This window comes from Inquilinus sp. OTU3971 (assembly GCF_038440215.1).
The window spans coordinates 17,309-40,591 of record NZ_JASATH010000055.1 but is presented as its reverse complement, the minus strand read 5'-3'; the positions used below and the strand labels follow the sequence as shown (position 1 = coordinate 40,591).

Genomic DNA, 23,283 nt, shown 5'->3' with positions numbered 1-23,283 from the left:
CGCGGGGCCGGGGGGCCCGTGGGCCCCCCCCCCCCCCCGGGTCAGGTCGTCGATCAGGCTTTGCGGGTCGGCGGCGCTGTTGTCGCGCATCCGCCGCATGTGCTGGACGAAGATGTCGACATAGGGCAGCAGCGCGTCGGAGCCGCGGGCGTGCAGTTCGGCCTTCAGCGCCGGCAGCTGGGCGGTGATGACCTCGTCCGAATAGTCGCTGCTGGTGCTGAGCACGGTGTCGACGTAGGTCTCGCGCGAGGTCTTGACGGTGTCCTCCAGCCCGTCGCGCTGGCCCTCCATCTCGCCGATCCGCGCGATGGCGTCGGCGATCGCCTTGCGGATCTGCGGATCCTGGCGCCGCGCCTGCAGCTGCCGCAGCGCCGGCCGGGCCACACCCTCGATCGCCCGCTGCACCGCCAGCAGCCGCTGATGGTCGACGCGCAGCTTGTTGCCGAGCAGGGCGCCGACATTGATCAGCAGCCGGATGGTCCGGTCACGCGCGTCGTTGCGGTCGACCAGCGCCTCGCGGATCGACCGGCCGGCGTCGCGCAGCTGGGTGCGGACCGTCTCGTCGCCCGCGTGGTCGGCGAGGCGATCGAGGGTGCCCAGCGCGGCGTCCTCGCGGCGCGCGGTCGACGGCGCCTCGCCGGAGGACGGCATCGCCTCCCAGGCCTTCTCGATCTCGGTCAGCTTCTCGGGCGAGGTCACCACCGGCGCCGCGACCACCAGGCGGAAGCCCAGCTGCCGGCTTTCCGTGGCCGTGGCGGCGCCGGCGGCGTAATAGGGCATTTCGACCCGCATCCCGGTCCGGATCTGGCTCAGCGGCGTGTTGTAGTCGCCGCCGCGCGCGATGAACCCGCCGGCCTGGCCGTGCAGGCGGCCGCGGCGGTTCAGCCGAAAGGATTCGAGCATCATCTCCGCGGCATTGCCCAGGATGTCATACAGGCCGAGCGGGTTGGGCTTGAGCAGCCCGACCGGGTGCAGCCGGCCCTCGGCCGAGCCGGTGCCCTGGTACCAGATGTAGTCGGCGGCGCCCTCCGGCATCGGAAATCGGGCCGCCAGGAAGTTCTCGGAGGACACGGTCATGCCGCCGCGGGCGGCGTACTCCCACTCGTCCTCGGTCGGCAGGCGCAGGAAGCCGGGCGTGCCCGATTCCGCCGGCAGCGCGTCGCGGGCATGGGCCAGCAGCCACTGCGAATAGCGGTTGGCGAAGCTGACCACGTCGAACCAGGAGATCTCGGTCTGCGGCACGCGCTGCCGCATCCCCGGATCGGGGCACGCATCGCCGGACAGCGCGGCCCATTGGGCGCGCGTGACCTCGTATTTGCCGATCAGGAAATAGCGGGTGCCGGGTACGGCCGGGTCGCCGAAGGCGCCGGCGATCACGTCATAGCGCCGGTCGCTGAAGAAGCCGAGCTCGGGCTGGGCGTCGCCGAACTGGACCCGGACGTCGTCGAGCACCCCGGTCGAGGGCAGGGCGACGCGACGGAATGCCATGGCGCCGCCGCAGGGCATCGGCAGCACAACGTCACCTTCGGCCGGGGCGGGGTTGTAGGCCTCCGCCGGCCAGGGATCGTCGTCGGCGATGGCCGGGTGAGCGGCGGCCAGCAGCGCCACGCCGATCAGCAGGCCCCAGAGAGAGGACGGCCTGCGCTCAGCCATCGCGGAGCTCCTTGGAGGTCTCGATCCGGGCTGCCAGCAGGCCGCCCCAGCTGGCCGACAGCAGCGCCGCCGCCATCGTCGCCGCGGCGGCCACGCCGAGATGGACGGGCAGCAGCCGGCAGATGCGCTCGCCGGGCAGCAGCCCGGTGGCGAATACGGTGTTGAGCACGGTGGCGGCCCCCTGGAACACCGTGCCGCCGAGGACCAGGCCGAGCAGGGCGATCAGCACGGCCTGGGTGACCGGGAAGGCGACCAAAGCGCGGGTCGGCAGGCCGATCAGCCGCAGCAGGGCGAGGTCGCGCCGCTTGCGCTCGACATGGCTGCGCAGCCCGGCCGCCAGCGAGATCAGGTAGCCGAAGCCGCCGCAGCCGGCGATCAGCCAGAAGGCGACGCCGAGGTTGCGGTCGAGCGACTGCATCTGGGCGATGTCGGCCGCGGCGGTGCGGACCGCGATGTCCTGGCGCCGGAACGCCTGCTCCAGCCCGGCCACGTCGTAGATCGAGCGGGCGTAGAGGCGGAACCGGGCGAAGCTGCGCTCGGCCTGCGGCCGCGGCGCCCCGGGCCATCCGCGGTCGTCGACGGCATAGCCGTCCCGCCAGTCCTCGGTGGCGACCAGCAGGTCGAGCGGCGCCAGCATCGCCTCGCCCGGCGAGACCGGCTGGTCGGTGATGCCGGAGACGGTGAGCGGGATGCGCTGCGCCTCCAGCACGCCGTCGCGCTGACGGGTGATCTCGGCGATCAGCCGGCCCCCCTCGGCGACGCCCAGGGACTCGGCCAGCCGGCGCGTCAGCACCACCGCGGCGCCGGCCGGGGGCTCGGCCGCGCCGAGCATCGGGTCGCCCGACCCGGTCGGCAGCAGCGGCGTGCCCGACAGGATGCGGCCGCCGGCCTCGCTGCGCAGCCGGGTGACGCCGGCGGCGATTGCCCGGGTCGCCGGGGTGACGAAGGCGACGTCCGGCCGGTCGGCGAGCTCGGCGAAGAAGGCGTCGACGAAGTGGCCGCTGCCGGCGGCGACGATCTCACGGTTGCGGGGATCCTCGATCAGGCGTTGGGCCAGGGTGTCGATCAGGCCGAAGCGCAGCCCGAACAGGACGAGAAGGGGCGCCAGCACGGCCGCCAGGCCCAGCACCTGGCACAGCGCGATGCGCCAATCATGGCCGAAATCCCGGGTGGCGAGGCGCGCCGCCATGGCAATGCGTCCGATCATCGGCTCAGGTCCAGAAATAGGCGCGCACGACGTCGTCCTCGCGGCGCAGGGCATGGCCGATGGTCCGCCGCCCGGTGGCCTGCGTGCGCGACCAGTCATGCGACGCGATGACGGCAGTGGTCCGGAACCGTTCGACCGTCTCGACCAGCAGGGCGAAGACCCGGTCGGCCGTCGGCGGGTCGAGCGAGGCGGTGGGCTCGTCGGCCAGCAGGACGTCCGGGCGATGGGCCAGGGCGCGGGCGATGGCGACCCGCTGCCGCTCGCCGACCGACAGCCGGTCCGGCCTGAGGCCGAGCAGCCGGCTGAGGCCCAGCCGGTCCGCCAGCTCGCGGACATGGCCGGGATCGTAGCGCCCGGCCAGGCGGGCGGTCAGGGCGATGTTCTCGACCACCGAGAGATAGGGCAGCAGGCCGCCGGTCTGCAGCACATAGCCGATGCTGCTGGCCCGGACGGCGGCGAACGCGTCCTGCCGCCGCCGGCGCCACAGCGCCGCGAGATCCAGCGGCGGACGGCCGAGCGCCGCCATCTCGAAGACCTCCGCCCGGTCGGGCGCCAGCGTTCCCGCCAGCAGGTCGAGCAGGGTCGACTTGCCGGAGCCGGACTGGCCATTGAGGAACAGGATCTCGCTGCGCGGCACCACTAGGTTGCTGACATGCAGCTCGAACCCGGCTTTGCGGCCGCCGCGCCGCAGCACCACGTTGCGCAGCGTGTAGACGGGAGCCGGGCCGATCATGGCAGCGCATCGAGCGGCATCGGATAGACCGCGTCGCCGCCGGTGCGCTGCCCGTCGAGCGCGATCCACAGGTCGGTGTTGTCGTAGACCTGCTGGTACAGGGTCACCTTGGCCTGCAGGTCGTCCAGGAACTGGCGCTGCTGGCCGAAGCTCCAGGACAGCCAGTCATCCTCGGTCAGCTCCATGATCCGGCTGCGATAGGGCAGGCCTTCGAGGTATTCACCGATCAGGCCGAGATCCGCCAGGTGCCGCGCATCCTCCCGGCCGACGCCCTCCGGCCGTCGGGCCATGGTCGCGGCGGCGCTGCGCAGCTGGCGGAAGAAGTCGTTCGGCGCCACCCGCGTCGCCTCGCCGGCATCGATGATGGCGCCGAGCGTGGTCTGCAGGTCGGACAGCTGGTTCTTGGAGATCAGGACGCGCACGTCGAGCGCCTTGCGGGCCGGGTTGGCGATGTCGCGGTCCGAGATCCAGGACGAGAACAGGCGGGGGACGTGACCGCCTTCCTTCCGGCCGAGATAGGCGAGCTGCATGGCGCGCCCGACCAGTCCGGTGCGGGCCAGCGCCTCCCGGCTCGGATCGCCGGCCTTGGTGTCGACAGGGAGGGCGGAAGGCGCATCCGTCGCGACCGCCACCTGACCGTCCGCGGCCGACTGCATCTGGCCGAGCATGATCCCGGCGATGCGGTCGATCACCGACCCGAAGGTGCCGAGATCGCCGCGTTCGATCGGGAAGTACAGGCTGCCGACATTGGGATAGTCGGACAGCGGCTGATAGGCCTCCTCGGCGGCGGCGTGGTCGTCCTTGCCGGCCGCGGTCTTCAGGTGGATCACCAGCACCGCGGCGCCCTTCGACTGGGCCAGCAGCCGCAGCTGGTCGGGGTCGAGATGGGTGGACGAGTAAGGGTCGTTGGCCCGGCGCGGGCTGGCATCGGTGATCAGGACGATCAGGCGGCCGGCAACGCCGGTCCAGTCGATGTCGTCCAGCGCGGCCTTGACCCCGGCGAAGGAATCCTCGCGGAAGTCGCGGTTGTCGGCATGCGAGACCTTGGCCGGGTCGAAACGGTCGAGGAAGCCCTTCGGGTCGAGTCCGTCGGACAGGGTGGCGAACACCTTGGCGATGTATTCGTCCGGCCGGCCGTCATCGAGCACGTCGCGGAACCCGACCAGGCCGAGGCTCAGCCTGTCGCCCTCCTCGGCATGCAGCTTCTCGATCAGGGTGCGGATGGTCTCGCGCGTCCGCGCCACATAGGGGTCCATCGACACTGTTGTATCGACGACGAAGACGACGCCGGCGCGATAGCCGGCCATCACCTGCGCCGTGTCGGCGGCGTCGGTCGCCTGCGCCGGCGGATTGGCCGATTCCTGCAGCGAGGTCGCCGCCACCTGCAGGGCCAGGCCGGGGAAGCCCTTGGCGAAATAGCCGTCGGTCCAGTTCAGGATCGGCAGCAGGTAGAAGTCCTTGGCCGGATCGACCCAGGTCGAAGGCTCGATCGCCGCGATCGGGCTGTCCGACGGCAGCGTTCCGGCCGTGGCGGCCTGGCGCAGCGTGCCGGCCTGCGCGTCGGCATCCGGGGCCTCCATGATCGACAGCAGGGGCGCGGAATCCTTGAAGAACAGGGCGCGGTCGCGGTTGACCGGGTTGGTGAAATTCACCACCAGGGTCTGCTTCCAGTCGATCGCCTCCGCCTCGGGAAGCCAGCCGAGCGTCTGGCCGCCGGTGGTGGACCCGACCTCGAGCCAGTTGCCGCCGTCGCCCGCGGTCCGGGCATAGACGAAGAACATGGTTAGGGGCGGGATCTCGGTCGCGGCCGGCGGCCCGCCCGGGGCTGGGGACGGCCGCGCGCCGGGACGGGTCAGGATCCGTTGCCACAGGCTGGTCGTGCCTTCCATCAGCAGCGGCTTGCGCGCGCCGGAAGGCGGCGCCGGATCCTGGGCGAAGGCCGGCATGCCGAGAGTGAAAGCCAGCCAGGCCAAGCTCAGCAGGGCGGCGAGGCGGAGCCGGAAGGCAGGTGTCGTCATCGCGCTGATTCCGCGTTGTCGAGGGCCTGCAGCCGGGCCCGGGCGATGCCGATGCCGCGCTGCAGGGCCAGGGCGTAGAATTCCCGGGCCTTGGCAGGGTTGGGGGCGCTGAACGGGTTCGGGCCGGTGGTACGGGCCTGCGGGTCGTAGAACTGCGCGATGCCGAAGGCCGCGTCGCCGCTGCCGCGCCGCGACGCTTCCTCCCACAGCACCAGCGCCGTGTCGGCGTCGCGCTGCTCGGTCAGGAAGCGCTGGCCGGCGGCGAAGATCTCGGCCGGCGCCTGCGCCAGGATCCGCGGCAACTGCCGGCGGTCGAGCTCCTGCGCCGCAGCTGCCGGCTCCGCCGGGCTCGGCGCTGTCGACATCAGCGATGCCGGCGCGGGCACCGCCGGGGGCGGGCTCGAAGCGGACCACCACCATCCGCCTCCGAGGACCGCCAGGGCCAGCAGCAGGGCAGCGCCCTGGATCGGCCGCGACCGCAGCAGCGCGGACCAGCGGGACCGGTCGGGCTCGGCCTCGTCGACCAGGCTGCGCATCGATTGCGGCCGGTCGCGCGGGTCCGGGGCCAGCATGCGGGTGATCTGGGTGGCGAGGCCGGGCGGCACGCCGTCCAGGTCGGGGGTGGTCTTGCGGGCCTCGACCGTGGCCATCATGGTCTTGCCCATCTCCAGCGGCCGGCCGCGCGCGGCGGCGGCGAGGACGAGGCCCAGGCTGTAGATGTCGGACCGCCCGTCGACCTGGGCGCCGAACAGGCCGATCTGCTCCGGCGACGCCCAGGAGAGCTTGCCGGCGAAGCGGCTGCCCACCAGGGTCCGCATGCTGGGGTCGGCGAAGCGGGCGATGCCGAAATCGATCAGCTTCGCCTGTTCCAGCCGGCCGTGCTCGAGGATCACGTTGTCGGGCGACAGGTCGCGATGATAGATGCCCTTGTCATGTGCCTCGGCCAGCCCGGCGGCCAGCCGGTCGCGCAGCTGCGCGATCTCATGCGGCGCCAGCGGGCCTTGGCGCAGCCGGTCGCGTAGCGACGGGCCGTCGACATACTCCATCACCAGGTGCAGCCGGCCGGTGGCGTCGCGGAACAGCCCGTCATAGCTGACGATCGCGGCGTGCCGGATCTTGCGCAGGGCCTCGGCCTCGCGCAGGAACAGGTTGACGATCGACTCGTCGCCGACCAGGTCGGGCCGGATGATCTTGATCGCGTGCAGCGTCCGCTGGTCGCAATGCTCGGCCTGGTAGATCTCGCCCATGCCGCCGCGGCCGATCAGCCGGGTGATGCGATAGGTGTGCAGCACCACCGTACCCGGGGCCAGCGACGGGCCGGCTTCGCCCGGCCCGGCCGAGGCGCTCGGCGCGATCGAGGCATTCGGCGCGGCCGGGGCGACAAGGCGCGTCTCCTCGGCCGACGGCGCCTCGGCGTCACGGATCGGATCGGTGGTCATGGCCTCGCCTACCAGACCGGCGGAAACTCGCTGACGACCAGGACGGCCGGCACCGGGCGGTCGGGCGCCTCGACCGACGCGACCCAGACGGCGTAGCGGCCGTTCCCCGGGGCGCTCAGCGTCATCGCCGGGTTGACGCCCCCGGCCTCGCTGTCGTCGGTGCACAGCCACTGCCCCGCCGGTGTGTGGACCACCAGCGCCGTGTCCGTGCCCGCCGCCACATAGAAATTCACGGGGCCTCGGACATCTTCGAGATCGATGGTCGCGTCGGGGCGTTCCGGCGTGATGTTGCCGACGCAGTCGCTGCCCAGGCCCACGACCGAAGCGCGCCCGCCGGCCAGGACGCCGATCGGCAGAGGATCGGTCTTGAACTCTCCCGTGAGGGTGGCGGCCAGGTAGTATGGCCGGGCCGTCGGATCCGGCGGTGTCGCCGGAGCGGCCGCAATCTGCTGAGCGATTGCGGCCGATGTTGTCAATAACAGGAAGAAAAGAACCGCAAAGGCGTGTTTTGCGATTGGCATAATTGCCTCCAGGTCGGGGCTGTTCTCCAGAAATATGCGTCGTGATCTGGAGGCGGGCCAGAATTGATCGGCCTTTCGCCCGGATACGATCATGTCAATTCCGCATGCTCTGGCGCGGCCATGCCGGGGTCAGGATGCAGGGCTTCTGCGACCCCACCTCCGAGAAGGCGCTGCCGATGTCTCCGTTCAAGTCGCCGATGATCGTGCTCGGTCTGGGCCTGCTCTGCACCGCCTGCGCCGATCGCCTGCCGGACCCGAAGCCGTTCTCCCGCTTCGGCAAGGGGCCCGAGGCCACGGGCACCGTGCCGGCGACGCCCGTCGCCGTTACCACGCTGCCGCTTGAGGTCATCGCCCGCAAGGCGCAGTCGTCGCGGGTCACGCTCGACCGCGCGATGGATACGATGCAGCAGCGGCTCAGCACTCTGAAGAAGCTGGTCATCGAGGCCAGGGCCAATCTCGGCCCGAATGGCACCCCGGCGCAGTATGCGGCGCTGCGGCAGGCGGAACGCCAGGTCCGGCGCGGCATGGTCCAGGCCCGGATCTCCACCGGCGACCAGACCACCGGCTGGACCGAGCAGGCGTCGACGATCAACGATCTCAGCGGCCTGATCGTCTCGGTCTCCGGCCTGGTCAACACCATCGGCGACGGGCAGCCGGTTCCCGCGACCCAGACCGGTGAAGCGATGCCATCCAATGTCGGCGGGACCGGGGTGTTCGAGCCGGCGCCGGCCGTTCCCGTCGCCGCGCCCGCCGCCCCGGCCGGTCCGGTGACGGCAGCCGGGGCAAGCTGAGCCACGGATCGGTTCCGGAGAGAGATGGAGGGCGGCCCGGACTCGGGCCGCCCTTTCAGTTCCGGACGACGGCGGCCAGCATCGACTTCAGCGCCTGCCCGGCCTGCAGGAAGGGCATCGGGTCGACCTCATCCTCGGCGCGCCGGATCTCGTAATGCAGGTGCGGGCCGGTCGACACGCCGGTCGAGCCGAGCTGCCCGATCACCGTGGCCGCCGTCACCGGCTGCCCCGCCTCGACCGCGATCGACTGCATGTGGCCGTAACGCGTGACCAGGCCGTCGGCGTGCTGGATCTCCACCATGTTGCCGTAGCCGCCGGCCGGCCCGGCCCGCAGCACGCGGCCGTCGCCGGTCGCGTAGATCGGGGTTCCCGCCGGCGCCACCAGGTCCAGCCCGGCATGCAGGGTGGGGACGCCGGTCACCGGATGGACCCGCAGGCCGAAGGGGCTGGACAGCCGCAGGGGCACGCGCAGCGGCACCGATAGGGGCCAGCCGGGCAGGCGCGCGGCCAGCGCCCGCGCCTGCGCGTCGATCGTGGCCGGGGAGAACGGGCGGATCGCGGCGGCGTGATCCACCGCGATCGGCGGCAGGTCGAGCTGCTGCAGCGTGCGGTCGATCGCGGCGACGGCCACGGCCAGCCGCGCCGTCTGGGCGAAGCGGCGGTCGGCCGCGGCCAGGTCGCCCTCGTCCGCCGCGGCCGGCCTGCCGTCCCGGGACGGCGCCTGCGCGACCTCGTGCTGCGGCGTCGGTTCGAAGGCATCCCGAAAGACGGCGATGCCGAGCACCGCGGTGAAGGACAAAGCGAGGGCGGCCGCGGCGCTGATGGCGACCGGCCGGATGGCGGATTGCGGCCGGGGACGGGCCGGCGCGGCGGTCTCCACCGGTCTCGCCGGTGCTTGCGGCCGGTCGGACAGCGCCAGCACCACCGCTCCGCTGCCGTGCCGGCCGGCCGTCTCGGCGCGCTGCACCAGCAACCGGGCGGCGGCGTCCGGCGGCAGCCGCTCGAGCAGCAGCGCGGCCCCGTCGACGATATCGGCGATGGCCGGCGCGGCGAGGATGACGCGATCGTCGGCGTCGAGCCGGATGCGGATCGGCTCGACATCCGGGCCAAGGGGGACGAGGCCGGCGCGGCCCAGGCGATGGGCGCTGCCGCCGCCCAGCCGCAGGCACAGCAGATGCGGCGGCCGCAGCAGCGCGACCGCCGCCGAGGCGCCGGTCTTCCGCCGCACGATGCGCGCCAGCTGCGCCTCGTCGACCGCGCCATCGAGCGCGGCGAGAACCTCGACCAGACGGCGGGATCGCGCGTCCCCGGCCGCGACCACGGCCCAGAGCCCGATCTCGGGCCGGCAGAGGCACGCGACACCGGCGGCGCCGGCGACGGTGCCGGATGGCGCGGCCTCGACGAGATCCCACGGCATCAGTCGAGGGCCGCGGCGGGCGCCGCGGCATCGGCCGGCATGCTGCCGGCGGTATCGACGAAGCGGCGGATGGCGTCGTTGAGCAGCGGGGCGCCCTGCAACTCCGCGCCGTCGAGCCAGGCATAGCGGCGGTCGATGGCGGTCCACAGCCGCAGGCCGCCGAGCTTCCGGGCCAGGCCCGCGAGGGCCGCGTCATCGCCCCGGCCGCGGTCGAACAGCGTAGCCCGGCGGGCGGCCACGGCCAGACGCAGCAGCGGTCCCTGCGATGGGGTCAGCGTGGCGAGGAGGCGCGTCGCTGTCTCGGGGTCGGCGGCGGGTGTCAGCTCGAGCTCGTCCTGAAGCCTGTCCCAGGCGCGGGCCACATCGTCGAGATAGAGCGCCAGGACCGACGCCGTCAGGTCGCCGCCGGCCGACGGCGCCGCGCCGAGCACCCAGTCGTCGGAGCCCAGGGAGGTGGAGAGATCCATCAGCGCCGGCACGACCACCCGGTGGAAGCCGTCGGCGGTGAGCAGCCCGGGGATCGGCGTGGCCAGCGAGGCGCCCGACCGGCGCCGCACCACCCAGCTGTCCGCCCCGAGAACGAGGTCGGCGCGGAAGGGCGGCAGGCTCTGGGCCGCATCCGAAGTGCGGATCGCGGCATAGGCCCGGGCTGACAGCGGCTCGTCGCGCAGGCGGGCGCGGATTCGCTCCACCACCGCCAGGTCCAGCGGCGGGGCGAGGCGCGGTTCCGCGGCGAGGGCGCGGTCAAGCTGCGCGAGCAGGGCCTGGCGCAACGGGTCCGCTGCGGTCAGCGACCAGTCGGTCGACGCCCAGAGCCGGATCAGCCCGTCCTGCCGCGGGCCGGTGCCGCCGATGGCCAGCGCCGCCTTCAGCCCGTCGAAGGCGAGGTCCGAGGCGACGTCCGGCCGGTCGATGCGGGCCAGGATCCGCTGCGCCAGGCGGCGCAGGAACGCATCCCGCAACAGGTCGCGGTCGAGCCCGGCGGTCGCGGCGGCGAGGTCGTCCAGCGGCGCGGCGTTCAGGCTCAGCCGCCGCCACCAGGGCAGTGGGGCGAGATCCGCCAGGGGCGAGGCGGCCAGGGCATCGAGGGCGGGCAGCCCGGCCGCCGGATCCTCCGGCGCCACGTCAGGGGCGGGCGTCGCCGCCTGCGCAGTCTTGATCGCGGCGCGCGCCTGGTCGGCGATGCGATGGTTCGAGACATGGATCGCCGCCAGGCCGCCCAGCAGTGCCGCGGCCAGGATGCAGCCCGCGACGCGGGCCGGGCGGCGATGGGTGCCCATGGCCCGCGGTCACACCGGCGCCAGTTTCGGCGACGGCGGCGGGGTCGGCAATTCCGGGGCCGGCGGCGGCAGCCCCGCCGCGGTCAGGGCCTGGAGCAGCGCCGGGGTCGGCGGGGCCGGGATCGCCGGCGGCATGGAGATGATGGCGCCGGCGCGGGCGGGCCTGGCCATCATGCCGATCGTGGTGCCGATCATGGCGATGCCCGTGGCGCTGATCTCGATGATCTGCGGGCCGGTCACCCCGGTCACCACGAAGCGGATCTTGTCGGGGGTGACCTCGATGCGGCTGGTGCCGGGCGTTGCCGCGGCCTGCCCCGGCGCCATCGCGGTGGGAGACGAGGTCAGGACGTACTGCGTCTTGACGTCGATGGAATAGACGTCGCCGACCTCGACATTGTGGTCCTTCTGCGCCTTGAGATAGACCTCCTCCTGCCCCCGCTTGTCCTCGAAGCGCAGCTCGTTATAGGCGTTGACCGCGCCGCGGTCGGTGTGCGTCCGGAAGGTCGAGCGCGTCTTGTCCGCCGGCAAGGTCTCGGGCGGATCGTTGGTGGCGTTGTAGACGACCCCGGTCACCAGCGGCCAGTCCGGGTTGCCGTGGATGAAATCGACCACCACTTCCTGGCCGATCCGCGGGATGATCAGGCCGCCGAAGCCCTTGCCGGCCCAGCTCTGGGCGACCCGGATCCAGCAGGAGCTGTTTTCGTCCTTCTTGCCCTCGCGGTCCCAGAAGAACTGGACCTTGATGCGGCCGAGCTTATCGGTGGTGATGGTCTCGGCCTTGGGGCCGACGACGACGGCCGTCTGCGGCCCCTGGATCACCGGCGCCGGGGTGCGGCGCAGCGGGCGGTACTGGGTGGTCGCCGGGATGATCTCGACCATGCTGCGGTAGAGGAAGCGGTCGCCCTTCGCGTCGACGGCGTTCTCCCCGCTACCCCCGACCTCTCCGACCTCGCCGACGACCGTGAATTCGTTCCCCACCGCCAGGAACCGCTCGGTGGGCCGGGGGCGGGAATCGACGTCGCCGTAGTAGAACGGGTTCGCCGCGGTGAAGATCGATCCGGTCGTGATCTGCCGCGCCGTGCTCTCGACCCGCGCCCGATAGGCGTTGCAGGCCAGCTCCTCGGCCCGGATCATGGCGTAGAAATCGCCGTCCTTCTTTTCGATGTAGCGGCCCGGATAGATGAAGGTCTCCTGCGTCGGCGAGGAGCCGCCCCGGGCGGTTGTCGTCTTGGCCGCCATGACCGGCGCGCCGGCGGGGAGCCTCAAGACGCCCGTCGACCTCTTGTGCGGCGGGATGCCGCCGACCTTCACGGACGGGACGCGCGCCACGGCCTCGAGATTCGCCCTCGGCTGCTCGTGGTCGTAGTCGTTGAGGATGACCTTGTCCGGCTGCATCGACACCACCTCCTCCCAGCGCAGGATCAGATCCTCCTGGTGGAGATTCCGGGCCGGCCGGAGGTTGTGATGGGTCTCCACCACCTGCGGCGTGCAGGGCTTGTGGCTCGAGGCGTCGTCGACCAGCACCAGATCGTGCCGGTTCTCCGCATGCTCGAAGTAATAGTAGATGCCGTCCTGCTCCATCAGCCGGCTGACGAAGGCCAGGTCGGTCTCGTCGTACTGGACGCAGAAGGGGCGCCGCGGCAGGCGGCCGGTGGTCTTGTTCTTGAAGTTGCCTTTGTGCTCCCGGAAGATCGTGGTGATGATCTCGAGGCTGGTCTTGTTCTGGAAGATCCGGCTGTTGCGACGATAGTCGAGCAGCGACAGCCAGGGCCGCACCTCCGCCACGTAGTTGAGGCGCTCGGTGTCGTCCAGGCCGAGATACTGGAACCGGGTGACGATGCCGTGGAAGAACCGCGTCGCCGTGCCCTTGAGCTTGAGGCCGACCGTCAGGCTCTGGCCCGGAACCTTGGCGAAGGTCTGGATCGGGTCGGGGCTGGCGAGCGTCACCTCGTAGACGAAGGGCTCGCCCAGCCGCTCGGTGCCTCGGAGGCGCCGGAGATAGACCTCGTTCAGCTGGAATGCGGCCGAGGTCACCGCCGCGAAGCGGTTGTCCTTCAGCAGGCTTTCGATCGTCGACAGGGGCATAGTGATGTCGCCTAGTCGCTGGGCTGCAGGGATGCGGCGGGAAGGCCGCCGTCGAACTGGAAGGCGTCGTCCCGCACGCCGATGTGCAGCGCGCCGACCGGGCGGCCGTCCCGCTGCTCGGCCAGGATGTGCCGGCTGACCGCCGGCAGCAGCGTGCTGGTCAGGATGGCGTCGACCATCCGGCCGCCGGTGTCGACCTGGCTCGCGCGGCGGGCGATCAGCTCGGCCACGGCATCGTCGCAGGTCAGCGGCACCTTGTGGGCCTGCATCATCCGGTCGGCGATCCGCTCCAGCCGCAGGCGCACGATGCGGTCCAGCATGCCGTCGCTCAGCGCGTAATAGGGGACGAGCGTCATGCGGCCCAGCAGGGCCGGCGGGAACTCCTCGCGCAGCGGGCGGTGCAGCGCGCTCTCCAGCACCTCCGGCTCCGGCCGCGCCTCGGCGGCGCACAGCCTCGCGATCTGCTCGCCGCCGACATTCGAGGTCAGCAGGATCAGCGTGTTGCGGAAGTCGATCTTGCGGCCCTCGCCATCCTCCATCACGCCCTTGTCGAAGACCTGGAAGAAGATCTCGTGGACGTCCGGATGCGCCTTCTCGATCTCGTCGAGCAGGATCACCGCATGCGGCCGCCGGCGCACCGCCTCGGTCAGCACGCCGCCCTGGCCGTAGCCGACATAGCCGGGCGGGGCGCCCTTGAGCGACGAGACCGTATGCGCCTCCTGGAACTCGCTCATGTTGATGGTGATCAGGTTGCTCTCGCCGCCCAGCAGGGTCTCGGCCAGCGCCAGCGCCGTCTCGGTCTTGCCGACGCCGGACGGGCCGCACAGCAGGAAGACGCCGATCGGCTTGGCGGGGTCATCGAGGCCGGCGCGGCTGGTCTGCACCCGCTGGGCGATCGCCTCCATGGCATGGTCCTGGCCGACCACCCGCCGGCCCAGGGCCTCGGCGAGGGACAGCAGGGTGGTGGCCTCGTCCTTCAGCAGGCGGCCGACCGGGATGCCGGTCCAGTCCTGCACCACGGCGGCCACGGCGTTGCGGTCGACCCGGTCGAGCACCAGCGGCGCCTCCTCCTGGATCTCGCGCCATTCGCCGTCGAGCCGCCGCAGCTCGGCCGGGTCGGCATCGCCGTCGGCACGCAGCGTGGCCCGGGCCCGCTGGATCTCCTCGACCAGGCTGCGCTCGGCCTGCCAGCGGACGTCGAGCCGCGCCGCCTCCTGCCTGGCCTCTTCGAGCGCCTCTTCCACCTCCGCCCGGCGTTCGCCGACATCGCCGCCATCGGCCTCCTCGCGGCCGAGCATCTCCAGCTCCAGCGTCAGGGCGTCGATCCGCTGCCGCTCATGCTCCAGCCGGTCGGGGCGGGCGTGGCGGCTGACGGCGACGCGGGCGCAGGCGGTGTCCAGCAGGCTCAGCGACTTGTCCGGCAGCTGGCGGGCGGGGATGTAGCGCCGCGACAGCGCGACCGCGGCCTCCACCGCCTCGTCCAGGATCTCGACGCCGTGATGCGCCTCCAGCGTCCGCACCATGCGGCGCATCATGGTGACGGCCTGCGGCTCGTCCGGCTCGGCCACCGGGATGGCCTGGAAGCGCCGGCTCAGCGCCGGGTCCTTCTCGATGTACCGCTTGTACTCGGCCCAGGTGGTGGCGCCGATGGTCCGCAGCGTGCCGCGGGCCAGGGCCGGCTTCAGCATGTTGGCGGCGTCCCCGGTGCCCTCCTGGCCGCCGGCGCCGATCAGCGTGTGCGCCTCGTCGATGAACATGATCACCGGATGGGGCGCCGCCTGCACCTCGGCGATGACGTCGCGCAGGCGCTGCTCGAACTCGCCCTTCACCCCGGCGCCGGCCTGCAGCAGGCCGAGGTCGAGCGCGTGCAGGGCGACGTCGCGCAGCGGCGCCGGGACCTCGCCGGCGACGATGCGCAGGGCCAGGCCCTCGACGATCGCGGTCTTGCCGACGCCGGCCTCGCCGGTCAGGATCGGGTTGTTCTGCCGCCGCCGCATCAGCACGTCGATGATCTGCCGGATCTCGGGGTCGCGGCCGATCACCGGGTCGAGCTTGCCGGCCCTGGCGCTCGCGGTCAGGTCCACGGTGTAGCGCGCCAGGGCGCCGCCGCGACTGCCCGGCGCCGATGGCGGTGCCCCGTCCGCCGCTTCCACCGGCGCCTGCGCGGCCGTGGCCTCGGGCGAGCCGCGGGTGATCGCCTCGAACCCGTCGCGCAGCCGGTCCAGCGCCAGCTTGCCGAATTCGGGCGAGATCGTGAGCAGGGCGTGGCTGAGGGGGCGGCTCGACAGGCAGCCATAGAGCAGATGGCCGGAGCGGATGCGGTCGTCGCCGAAGGCCAGGGTCGCGACCAGCCAGGCTTCCTGGGTCGCGTCCTCGATATGCTGCGACAGGTCGGAGACGGCGGTGGCGCCCCGCGGCAGCTTGTCGAGCGACCGGGTCAGGTCGCGTGCCAGGATTCCCGGGTCGACGCCGAAGCCGCGCAGGATCCGGCCGAAATCGGAATCGGCGACCTCGTTGAGCTGGTGCAGCCAGTGGACCAGCTCGACATAGGCGTTGCCGCGCAGCTTGCAGAACGCCGTGGCGCTCTCGATCGCGGCGTAGCAGGGCGCGTTCAGCTTGCTGAACAGGTTCCGGCGGCTGATGCCCGTCATCACGGACTCCACGAGGCTGTTTCGGGGGATGCCGCTTCCGTCGGGCCGGGACGGGGCGGGGTCGTCGTCAGGTCGTCGGCGTGGCGGCGCGATCTGCGCTTGCCCATCCAGCCGGTCCAGCCCAGCCGGCCGCTGCGGCCCAGCCGCACCGCCGGCACCTCGTCGCGGCGCAGGACCAGGTTGACCTCCCAGTCCAGCTCGTCGCCGATGTAGTTGCGGACGGTCTGGGCCATCTTGTCGAGGCCGGGGGCGCCGGGCAGCAGCCGCTCGTACTGGGCCAGCTCCAGCGGGCCGATGACGATGCGGAACCGGTGGTGATAGACCCGGATCCGGGCGCCGGCGGTGGCCGTGCTGCCCAGCGTGCCGGTGCCCGGGTCGCGGCCCAGGAGGCACAGCGCGTCGCGCGGCAGCTGGACCCATTTCGGCACGAATTCGCGGATCTCGACCGGCGCGGCGAAGAAGCTGGCCAGGATCGCGCCCAGCCCCTCGGCGTTGCGGGTGTGCGAGGCGAGGCGGCCGGTGAAATGGACCTTGGCCAGATCGGGCATGGCGTCCCGGTCCTGCAGCGACTCCATGCCGAGGCCGGCGAGGGCGCCGAGCTGCAGGGCGAAGCGGTCCTGCTGCGGCCGGTCGTGGCTCACCGTCGGCTCGCTCTCGGCCCAGGCGCGGAAGAACAGCGAGGCCATGCGGTGATGGAAGATGTCGGCGAAGCGGACCAGCGTCTCGTCGCCGGCGTTGTGCTGCCGCAGATGGGCGTATTCGGTCAGGTGCAGCGGCAGCGGGCCGTTCGGCCCGAACAGCCCGAAGACATAGGTGGCCAGCCGGGCGGGGCCGTCCTCCTCGGCCCGGGTCAGGCCCGCGATCGGCCGTGTCGGAAAGGCCAGGGCCGGCTGCTGCCCGATCCGCACCGGGTCCGAGCCCGGCCGGCTCGATTCCCCCAGCCGCGGGCGATCCGGGCTGAGGGCATCGATCCGCCGCAGCGTCTGGAAGACGTCGAAATCATGCGGTTCGGCCGCGACCGCGCCGAGGAAGCTGTCGAGGGCGTCCGGCATCAGACCACCGCCCGGCGGCCGATCATCGGCGGCCATCGCATCACCTCCCCGCGCTGCAGGGTCGACAGCACCATCTCGGTGAAGCCGTTGATCGAGACGTATTTCGCGAAGAACAGGTTCAGCACCGAGGCCAGGGGGAAGGTCCCGACGCCTTCGAAGGCCGCCTCGTCCAGGGTGACGCCGATCTCGATCCCGCGCGCCACCGCGGCCTGCCCGCCGCCCGGCAGGCGCCGGACCACGGCCTTGGACCGGACATCCCGGATGCCGTCGATCTGCCGCGTGGCGGAGGCGTCGTCCGGATCGACATAGAGGCGCAGCAGCTCGCGCAGCGCCTCGGCGCCCTGGTGGTCGGGCCGGTCGGAATTGGTGATCGACAGGTAGTTCAGTGACAGGTGGCTGATCAGCTTCCAGGCGACGTCGCCATTGGCAAAGGACGGGCGCGGCCGGCTGGGCAGCGACAGGCAGCGGACGCTGGTCACGGGGGCGCCGATCTCGAGCGTGAAGTCGGTCTCGCCCCGGCCGATCGGCAGCAGCAGCGGCAGGTCCCGGTTCGAGCACAGGCAGCGCAGCGACAGCTGGCGCAGATCGGCCGAATAGGGGGCGGCCTGGCGGTCGACCAGCGAGACGAAGGTCTCGCTGCCGATATAACCGGTGCGCGTGCCGTGCAGGCGCTGGTGCTCGGACAGCAGGCGCTGCTCGCGCCGCACCGTGTAGTAGCTGGAATGCTGCTCCCGCCGACCATGCTCGTGGATGCTGTAGAAGGGCAGGAACGGCACCGGGGCCGCGTCGCCGCTCTCGCCCTCGCCGCTCATCTCCAGGATCGAGTGCAGCTCGATGTCGAGCGGCCGGATCCGGTCGACCACCACATGGTGCTCATAATGCTTGTCGCTGATATGGATCCGGTCGGCTTGGCGTTCGAACAGGTTGACCGCCGGGGTCGCGAACAGGGCGATGTTCTGCGGGCCGAGATGGCGCTCCAGCCACGGCTCGGCGCGGCCGAGCGCGAACACGATCTCGAGCTCCTCGGTGGTCGACAGCGCCACCGCGTCGGCCAGCCCGCCGAGCTCGACGAACAGGGTCCGGTCCGCCAGGGCGAAGTATTCCTGCAGCAAGCGGTAGCCGTCGAAGGAGCGGGGCACCTCGGGCAGCAGCGACGAGCCCGGTTCCAGCCCGACCTGCCGCAGCGCCTGCCGCGGGATCGTCTCCTGCCAGGGCACGGGCCGGCTCAGCGGCCGGGCGACGATGGCGCGGGTGTCGGCGACCAGCTGCTCGGCCAGGATCGCACCGATGCCGCCGGGCCCGGTGAGATGGAGGGTCAGCGCCTTCAGCGCCAGCTTGTTGAAGGGCAGCCCGTTGGTGGTCCGCAGCCGCAGGCGCAGCGCCGCCTTCACCGCCTGGCGGCCCGGCAGGTGCAGGGCCGAAAGCTGCCCCGGCGTCGCATAATAATCGACCCCGCTGACCACGACCGGCCATAGCTGGACGTCATGGGCGGTGCGGAACTCGCAATGGGTGACGGCGCCGGGGGCGAGTTGGCTCAGCAGCTTGGTCCCGCGCGGCACCAGGTAGCCGTTCTCCAGCCGCCCGGCCTCCGGGTCCGGCTCGAACCGGGCGATCGTCATCGACGGCACCGGCGGCAGGAAATGCGGATACACCAGTTCGAGCAGGTGCTGTGTGAAATCGGGGAAGCGCGACTGCAGCTTCAGCTGCACCCGCGCTGCCATGAAGGCGAAGCCTTCGAGCAACCGCTCGACATAGGGGTCGGCGACCTCGGTCGTCTCCATGCCGAGCCGGCCGGCGACCTTGGGGAAGGAGCGCGCGAACTCGGCGCCCATGTCGCGCATATAGGCGAGCTCGTCATTGTAGAGGCGCAGCAGCCGGGGATCCATCAGCTGGCCTCCGCGCGCATCTCGACGACGCGGACGACGTCGAGCTCACGGTCGACCTCGGTGCGCATCACCATGCGCAGCGGCACCGGATGGGCCCACAGATCGGCCTCGATCTTGAAATGGAGCGAGCCGATGTCCTGCCCGTCCTCGATCGCTGTCACCCTGAGGCTGTCGGGCAGCAGCCGCGGCTCGAAGCGGTGCAGGCTGGCGACGATCTCCTGCCGCAGGGCGCTGGCGTCGACGCCTTCGCGGATGTGCCCGCCCAACGGCCAGATGCCGTAATTGAGCGTGCTGGCGGCGACATGGGGATAGGGCTGCAGGTCCACGGTGGCGGCCAGCTGGTTGGTGTTCAGCAGCCACGAGATGTCGCGCAGGATCACCTCCCGCAGCTGGCGCACCGAGAAGCTGCGCCGGTCCTGCCCCTCGGTCGCGCTGCGCGGCTGGTCATCGGTCAGCCGGTCGAGAAGCGACGGCTGGACCAGGTCCCGCTTGACGGTTCTGGCCATGATTCACCTGGGTGGGAAGGATCGGGGAAAGGGCGACCGGCCGGGGCTCCGGTCGGTCGCGACGCCGTCAGGCGACGAGCTTGGTGAAGTCGGTGCTGTTGGCGATCTGGTTCCAGATGCCCTCGCCCTGCTTCGTCAGGGCACCCTTGTCGTTCTGCTTGTAGTAGATGACCTTGCAGGCGCCGAACCGGAAGGTGACCGTCTCCTCCGGCGCCTCCTCGGCGTAGGACCACTCGACCTTCTCCACGGCCAGCATGTTGAAGGTCCAGTGCAGGAACAGGTTGGTGCCGGACGTGCCGGTGCCCGAGCCGGTCGCCTTGAACAGCTTCAGGTCGACATTGCTGAAATGGGCGCCGCGGCCGCAGGCCACGTACAGGTGGGGCGACGCGGTATCGACCTGCTTCTTGACGGTGAAGACCTCGAACTCGGCCTTGCCGGAGCCGGCGCCGCTGGTGTGGGGGCCGATGTTGAGCTTGTTCTCGAGCGAGAAGCTCCACTCGTCGGCAAGGGTGATGCCGTCCTTCAGGATCAGGGATTCGCCCTTGGGCTGAATGCCGTCCTTGGACGCCGCTGTGAACACCATGACCGCGTCGAACGCCATGTTCGTCTTCCTTCATCTGATGGTTTGGGATGGGTTGGAGTCTGTCGGGGGCGATCAGCTGTGCCGCATGCGACCTCCTTCCGCCGATGGAACGGACGGTCTGTCAGGCCTTGCGGGCCGACGGCAGGCGCGACACCAGCCGCAGCGAGATGGTCAGGCCCTCGAGCTGGTAGTGCGGCCGCAGGTAGAAGCGGGCGGTGTAGTAGCCGGGGTTGTCGGCGACCTCCTCGACCTTGACCTCGGCCGAGGACAGCGGCTGCTGCGCCTTGCTCTCCTCGCTGCCCAGCTCAGGGGAGGGGTGGACGTAGCCCTGGATCCACTGGTTGAGCCACTCCTCGACCTCGTGCCGCTCCTTGAAGGTGCCGATCTTGTCGCGGACCATGCACTTCAGGTAATGGGCGAAGCGGCAGGTCGCGAAGATGTAGGGCAGCCGGGCGCTCAGCTCGGCATTGGCCGAGGCGTCCGGGTCCTCGTACTTGATCGGCTTGTTGACGGTCTGGGCGCCGATGAAGACGCCGAGATCGGTGTTCTTCCGGTGCAGCAGCGGCAGCATGCCGTTCTTGGACAGCTCGGCCTCGCGCCGGTCGCTGATCGCGATCTCGGTCGGGCATTTCAGGTCGACGCCGCCGTCGTCGCTGGGGAAGGTGTGGACCGGCAGGTCCTCGACCAGGCCGCCGGATTCGACGCCGCGGATTCGCGACAGCCAGCCATACAGCTTGAACGAGCGCGTGATGTTCACGCCCATGGCGTAGGCGGCGTTGGTCCACAGGTATTTGTTGCTGTCGCCGCCGTCCGACTCCTCCTCGAAGGCGAACTCGTCGACCGGGTTGGTCTTGGCGCCATAGGGCAGGCGCCCCAGGGTGCGCGGCATGGTCAGCGCCACGTAGCGCGAGTTCTCGCCGTCGCGGAACGACCGCCAGGCGGCGTGCTCCGGCGTCAGGAAGATCTTGGTGATGTCGCGCGGATTGGCCAGCTCGCGCCACGAGTCCATCTGCAGCAGATGCGGCGAGGCGGCGGAGATGAACGGCGCGTGGCTGGCCGCCGCGATCTGCGACACCGCCGACAGCAGCTCGACATCCGGCGGGGTGTGGTCGAAGTAGTAGTCGCCGATCAGGCAGCCATAGGGCTCGCCGCCGATCTGGCCGTACTCCTCCTCGTAGATTTTCTTGAACAGCGGGCTCTGGTCCCAGGCGATGCCCTTGTACTTGCGCAGCGTGCGGGACAGCTCCTTCTTCGAGATCGGGAAGACGCGGATCTTCAGCGTCTCGTCGGTCTCGGTGTTGAAGACCAGGTGATGCAGGCCGCGCCAGGCCGATTCCAGCGCCTGGAAGTCCTCATGGTGCAGGACCTCGTTGATCTGCGCCGACAGCTTCTGGTCGATCGACGCGATGATCGACTGGATGGTGTCGACGACGTCGTCGCTGATCACCGAGGTGTCGCGCAGGGCCTGCTCGGCCAGCGTCCGGACGGCGGTCTCCACCGCCTCCCGGGCCTGGTCCGAGCGGGTGCGGAACTCGCGCTGCAGCAGGCTGGCGAAATCGCCGGGATCGACCGTGGTGGCCGGGGCGGCCTGCGCCTCGGCGGACCTGGTGACTGCGGACGACATGGTCAGTTCTCCTCCGTCTCGGGGGCCGGGGACGGAAGCGCGTCCGTCTTCTCCTCGGGGGCTTCGGGCTTGGGCGCGTGGCCGAGGGCGCTGAGCAGCGCCGGGTCGGCGAGCAGCCGGGCGACCAGCTCCTCGGCGCCGTTCTTGCCGTCCATGTAGGTCAGGAGATTGGACAGCTGCGTCCGCGCCTCGAGCAGCCGGTTCAGGCTGTCGACCTTGCGGGCCACCGCCGCCGGCGAGAAATCGTCCATGCTCTCGAAGGTCAGGTCGACCGCGAGCTGGCCTTCGCCGGTCAGCCGGTTCGGCACCCGCAGCGCCACCCGCGGCTTGATGGACCGGAGCCGATCATCGAAATTGTCGATGTCGATCTCCATCATCTTGCGATCGGCCACCGGGGGCAGCGGCTCGGTCGGGTTGCCGGCGAGGTCGGACATGACGCCGACGACGAAGGGCAGCTGGACCTTCTTGTTCGAGCCGTAGGTCTCGACGTCGTATTCGATCTGGACCCGGGGCGCCCGGTTGCGCGCGATGAATTTTTGACTGCTCGCCTTTGCCATTTCTCTCATTCTCCTTGTGTGGGGCGGCTCCGGTCGTCAGGGGCTCTCGTCGGCCGCCAGGCCGGCGATCGAGCGGTAATGGGCAGCACCCTCGGGCGCGAGCTCCAGGAGCAGAGCCATGAAGTCCATGGAGACCAGCCGCTTCGCCCGTTCCAGCAGGGCCGGAACCGGGCTGGCCGGCTCGTTCGCCCGGTACCAGCGGCAGATCCGGTCGAGCGATCCGATGACGTCGCTGCGGTCGCGGATCTCGCCGGACAGGGCGGCCACGGGGACCGCTGCCCCCTCAGGGGCCGCGGCCGCCGGCGCGGCGCTGGGCCGATGGGCGTCGACCAGCTCCTTGGCCTGGCGCAGCAGGGCGATCAGCGGATCGAAGCGGACGGCCTCGGTGATGTCGACGCGCTGCTTGATGCCGGCGTCCAGGCGGATCGCGGCGGCCAGGGCGGCGTCGAGATCGGCGCCGGCCCGCTCGATCTGGCCGGCATCAGTGTCGCCGAAGGCGCGCTCGACGGCCGCGGGGTCGATCTCGCCGGGCCGCTGCGCCTCGATGCAGTCGCGCAGCGTGAAGTTCCCGAACTGCCGCGACGCGGTCAGCGGAACCATGCGGATCTCCGCTATCAGCCCGGCCGGATCGCAGAGATTGGCCAGGGTGTTGAGGCGCACTGTCTGGTCGTCGCCATCCTCCGCATCCGGCCGCGGATGCAGGTTCGGCCAGAACTGCTCGACATAGCCGGCGAGCAGCTCGAGCCCCCCGCGCAGGCCGGAGAAGCCGGATTGGTTGAGGGCCGAGCGCGCCAGCAGCACGCCGATGCGCAGGTCCTTGGTGCGGCCGGCGAGGTCGAGGCCCAGGCGCCAGACCTCGCGCCAGTCGGGCGGCTCGTCGGCCACGACGGCATCGCCGATCTGCTGGCCCGGCTTGCCCTGCGACGCCATCTCGAGCTCGAGGAACCCCAGATCGTAGTCGAGGGCCTCGCCGCACGCGTCGCTGTCGTCGACCGGCTGCAGCAGATGATCTGCGTCGAGCATGACCATGTCCGTCACTACGGCTTTCCGGTTCGCGCCACCTTCGGGCCCCGGCAGTAAAGGCAAGTAGATCCGGGGGAAGGGGCGGTCGTTCGATTTCAGAAATCTAGCGAAGCCTCGGCGCCGGACTGTATGCGCGATTGATATGCGGGCATGTTGAGACAGGCGCGCCGCATCCCGATCCCGAATGCCCGGATATCAACTGCGCATGCGAGGGGCGCGCCGGATGCCGTCAGAGTGTCCGCATCCCTGATCGCCGG

Annotated in this window: 18 protein-coding genes; 1 reads left to right on the top strand and 17 read right to left on the bottom strand. The window is 71.2% G+C overall.

The window, feature by feature from the left end; translation table 11 throughout:
- The 6 genes from AAHM41_RS15930 to AAHM41_RS15905 form a co-directional block, all read right to left on the bottom strand.
- Window positions 1–1,653: formylglycine-generating enzyme family protein (locus AAHM41_RS15930; RefSeq protein ID WP_342237542.1), on the bottom strand; the 1,653-nt coding region annotated here is incomplete at its 3' end.
- Window positions 1,646–2,860: an FtsX-like permease family protein gene (locus AAHM41_RS15925; RefSeq protein WP_342237541.1), complete on the bottom strand. Its 1,215-nt coding sequence runs from the start codon at window positions 2,858–2,860 to the stop codon at window positions 1,646–1,648. The genes AAHM41_RS15930 and AAHM41_RS15925, both read right to left, overlap by 8 nt.
- Window positions 2,861–2,864: 4 nt before the next feature.
- On the bottom strand, window positions 2,865–3,593 hold the full coding sequence (locus AAHM41_RS15920) for an ABC transporter ATP-binding protein (RefSeq protein ID WP_342237540.1): 729 nt from the start codon (window positions 3,591–3,593) through the stop codon (window positions 2,865–2,867).
- Window positions 3,590–5,611, bottom strand: coding sequence for a vWA domain-containing protein (locus AAHM41_RS15915; RefSeq protein ID WP_342237539.1), 2,022 nt, complete (start codon window positions 5,609–5,611; stop codon window positions 3,590–3,592). Before AAHM41_RS15915 ends, AAHM41_RS15920 begins: the two co-directional genes overlap by 4 nt.
- Window positions 5,608–7,050, bottom strand: a complete 1,443-nt coding sequence (locus AAHM41_RS15910; RefSeq protein ID WP_342237538.1) for a serine/threonine-protein kinase — start codon at window positions 7,048–7,050, stop codon at window positions 5,608–5,610. The genes AAHM41_RS15915 and AAHM41_RS15910 overlap by 4 nt, the downstream gene beginning before the upstream one ends.
- An 8-nt stretch (window positions 7,051–7,058) precedes the next feature.
- Window positions 7,059–7,664, bottom strand: coding sequence for a hypothetical protein (locus tag AAHM41_RS15905; RefSeq protein ID WP_342237537.1), 606 nt, complete (start codon window positions 7,662–7,664; stop codon window positions 7,059–7,061).
- 11 nt (window positions 7,665–7,675) lie between these two features.
- On the opposite strand from AAHM41_RS15905, the gene AAHM41_RS15900 reads away from it, so the two are divergent.
- On the top strand, window positions 7,676–8,362 hold the full coding sequence (locus AAHM41_RS15900; protein ID WP_342237536.1) for a hypothetical protein: 687 nt from the start codon (window positions 7,676–7,678) through the stop codon (window positions 8,360–8,362).
- Between the two features lie 55 nt (window positions 8,363–8,417).
- On the opposite strand, the gene AAHM41_RS15895 is transcribed toward AAHM41_RS15900, so the two are convergent.
- The 11 genes from AAHM41_RS15895 to tssA all read right to left on the bottom strand — a co-directional run bounded on the left by AAHM41_RS15895 (window position 8,418) and on the right by tssA (window position 23,026).
- Complete coding sequence (locus AAHM41_RS15895; protein WP_342237535.1) at window positions 8,418–9,779, bottom strand: M23 family metallopeptidase; 1,362 nt, start codon at window positions 9,777–9,779, stop codon at window positions 8,418–8,420.
- Entirely contained in the window at window positions 9,779–11,059 is a 1,281-nt protein-coding gene (locus AAHM41_RS15890; protein ID WP_342237534.1) for an ImcF-related family protein, read from the bottom strand. The genes AAHM41_RS15895 and AAHM41_RS15890 overlap by 1 nt, the downstream gene beginning before the upstream one ends.
- 9 nt (window positions 11,060–11,068) lie before the next feature.
- A complete protein-coding gene (locus AAHM41_RS15885) occupies window positions 11,069–13,144 on the bottom strand; it encodes a type VI secretion system Vgr family protein (RefSeq protein WP_342237533.1) in 2,076 nt (691 codons plus the stop codon).
- Between the two features lie 11 nt (window positions 13,145–13,155).
- Window positions 13,156–15,795 (bottom strand): type VI secretion system ATPase TssH, encoded by a 2,640-nt coding sequence (tssH, locus tag AAHM41_RS15880; protein WP_342237532.1) that lies wholly within the window; start codon window positions 15,793–15,795, stop codon window positions 13,156–13,158.
- Complete coding sequence (tssG, locus tag AAHM41_RS15875) at window positions 15,795–16,883, bottom strand: type VI secretion system baseplate subunit TssG (RefSeq protein ID WP_342237531.1); 1,089 nt, start codon at window positions 16,881–16,883, stop codon at window positions 15,795–15,797. Before tssG ends, tssH begins: the two co-directional genes overlap by 1 nt.
- Window positions 16,847–18,733 carry a type VI secretion system baseplate subunit TssF gene (gene tssF, locus AAHM41_RS15870; protein ID WP_342237530.1) on the bottom strand — a complete coding sequence of 629 codons (1,887 nt, stop codon included), beginning with the start codon at window positions 18,731–18,733 and terminating at the stop codon, window positions 16,847–16,849. The genes tssG and tssF overlap by 37 nt, the downstream gene beginning before the upstream one ends.
- Window positions 18,733–19,239, bottom strand: coding sequence for a type VI secretion system baseplate subunit TssE (gene tssE / locus AAHM41_RS15865; RefSeq protein ID WP_342237529.1), 507 nt, complete (start codon window positions 19,237–19,239; stop codon window positions 18,733–18,735). The genes tssF and tssE overlap by 1 nt, the downstream gene beginning before the upstream one ends.
- Window positions 19,240–19,306: 67 nt before the next feature.
- The gene (locus tag AAHM41_RS15860) at window positions 19,307–19,840 is read right to left on the bottom strand and encodes a type VI secretion system tube protein Hcp (protein WP_342237528.1); all 534 of its coding nucleotides are present in this window, start codon (window positions 19,838–19,840) and stop codon (window positions 19,307–19,309) included.
- 103 nt (window positions 19,841–19,943) lie between these two features.
- A complete protein-coding gene (gene tssC / locus AAHM41_RS15855; RefSeq protein ID WP_342237527.1) occupies window positions 19,944–21,446 on the bottom strand; it encodes a type VI secretion system contractile sheath large subunit in 1,503 nt (500 codons plus the stop codon).
- Between the two features lie 2 nt (window positions 21,447–21,448).
- A complete protein-coding gene (gene tssB, locus AAHM41_RS15850; RefSeq protein ID WP_342237526.1) occupies window positions 21,449–22,003 on the bottom strand; it encodes a type VI secretion system contractile sheath small subunit in 555 nt (184 codons plus the stop codon).
- A gap of 36 nt (window positions 22,004–22,039) precedes the next feature.
- Window positions 22,040–23,026: a type VI secretion system protein TssA gene (gene tssA, locus AAHM41_RS15845; protein WP_342237525.1), complete on the bottom strand. Its 987-nt coding sequence runs from the start codon at window positions 23,024–23,026 to the stop codon at window positions 22,040–22,042.
- Window positions 23,027–23,283 lie beyond the last annotated feature (257 nt).

What these genes read in the sequence shown, in the direction of transcription:
- AAHM41_RS15925 (WP_342237541.1), bottom strand. Translation starts at nt 2,860, where the DNA reads ATGATCGGACGCATTGCCATGGCGGCGCGCCTCGCCACCCGGGATTTC.
- AAHM41_RS15920 (WP_342237540.1), bottom strand. Translation starts at nt 3,593, where the DNA reads ATGATCGGCCCGGCTCCCGTCTACACGCTGCGCAACGTGGTGCTGCGG.
- AAHM41_RS15915 (WP_342237539.1), bottom strand. Translation starts at nt 5,611, where the DNA reads ATGACGACACCTGCCTTCCGGCTCCGCCTCGCCGCCCTGCTGAGCTTG.
- AAHM41_RS15910 (WP_342237538.1), bottom strand. Translation starts at nt 7,050, where the DNA reads ATGACCACCGATCCGATCCGTGACGCCGAGGCGCCGTCGGCCGAGGAG.
- AAHM41_RS15905 (WP_342237537.1), bottom strand. Translation starts at nt 7,664, where the DNA reads ATGATCGTATCCGGGCGAAAGGCCGATCAATTCTGGCCCGCCTCCAGA.
- AAHM41_RS15900 (WP_342237536.1), top strand. Translation starts at nt 7,676, where the DNA reads ATGCTCTGGCGCGGCCATGCCGGGGTCAGGATGCAGGGCTTCTGCGAC.
- AAHM41_RS15895 (WP_342237535.1), bottom strand. Translation starts at nt 9,779, where the DNA reads ATGCCGTGGGATCTCGTCGAGGCCGCGCCATCCGGCACCGTCGCCGGC.
- AAHM41_RS15890 (WP_342237534.1), bottom strand. Translation starts at nt 11,059, where the DNA reads ATGGGCACCCATCGCCGCCCGGCCCGCGTCGCGGGCTGCATCCTGGCC.
- AAHM41_RS15885 (WP_342237533.1), bottom strand. Translation starts at nt 13,144, where the DNA reads ATGCCCCTGTCGACGATCGAAAGCCTGCTGAAGGACAACCGCTTCGCG.
- tssH (WP_342237532.1), bottom strand. Translation starts at nt 15,795, where the DNA reads ATGACGGGCATCAGCCGCCGGAACCTGTTCAGCAAGCTGAACGCGCCC.
- tssG (WP_342237531.1), bottom strand. Translation starts at nt 16,883, where the DNA reads ATGGCCGCCGATGATCGGCCGCCGGGCGGTGGTCTGATGCCGGACGCC.
- tssF (WP_342237530.1), bottom strand. Translation starts at nt 18,733, where the DNA reads ATGGATCCCCGGCTGCTGCGCCTCTACAATGACGAGCTCGCCTATATG.
- tssE (WP_342237529.1), bottom strand. Translation starts at nt 19,239, where the DNA reads ATGGCCAGAACCGTCAAGCGGGACCTGGTCCAGCCGTCGCTTCTCGAC.
- AAHM41_RS15860 (WP_342237528.1), bottom strand. Translation starts at nt 19,840, where the DNA reads ATGGCGTTCGACGCGGTCATGGTGTTCACAGCGGCGTCCAAGGACGGC.
- tssC (WP_342237527.1), bottom strand. Translation starts at nt 21,446, where the DNA reads ATGTCGTCCGCAGTCACCAGGTCCGCCGAGGCGCAGGCCGCCCCGGCC.
- tssB (WP_342237526.1), bottom strand. Translation starts at nt 22,003, where the DNA reads ATGGCAAAGGCGAGCAGTCAAAAATTCATCGCGCGCAACCGGGCGCCC.
- tssA (WP_342237525.1), bottom strand. Translation starts at nt 23,026, where the DNA reads ATGCTCGACGCAGATCATCTGCTGCAGCCGGTCGACGACAGCGACGCG.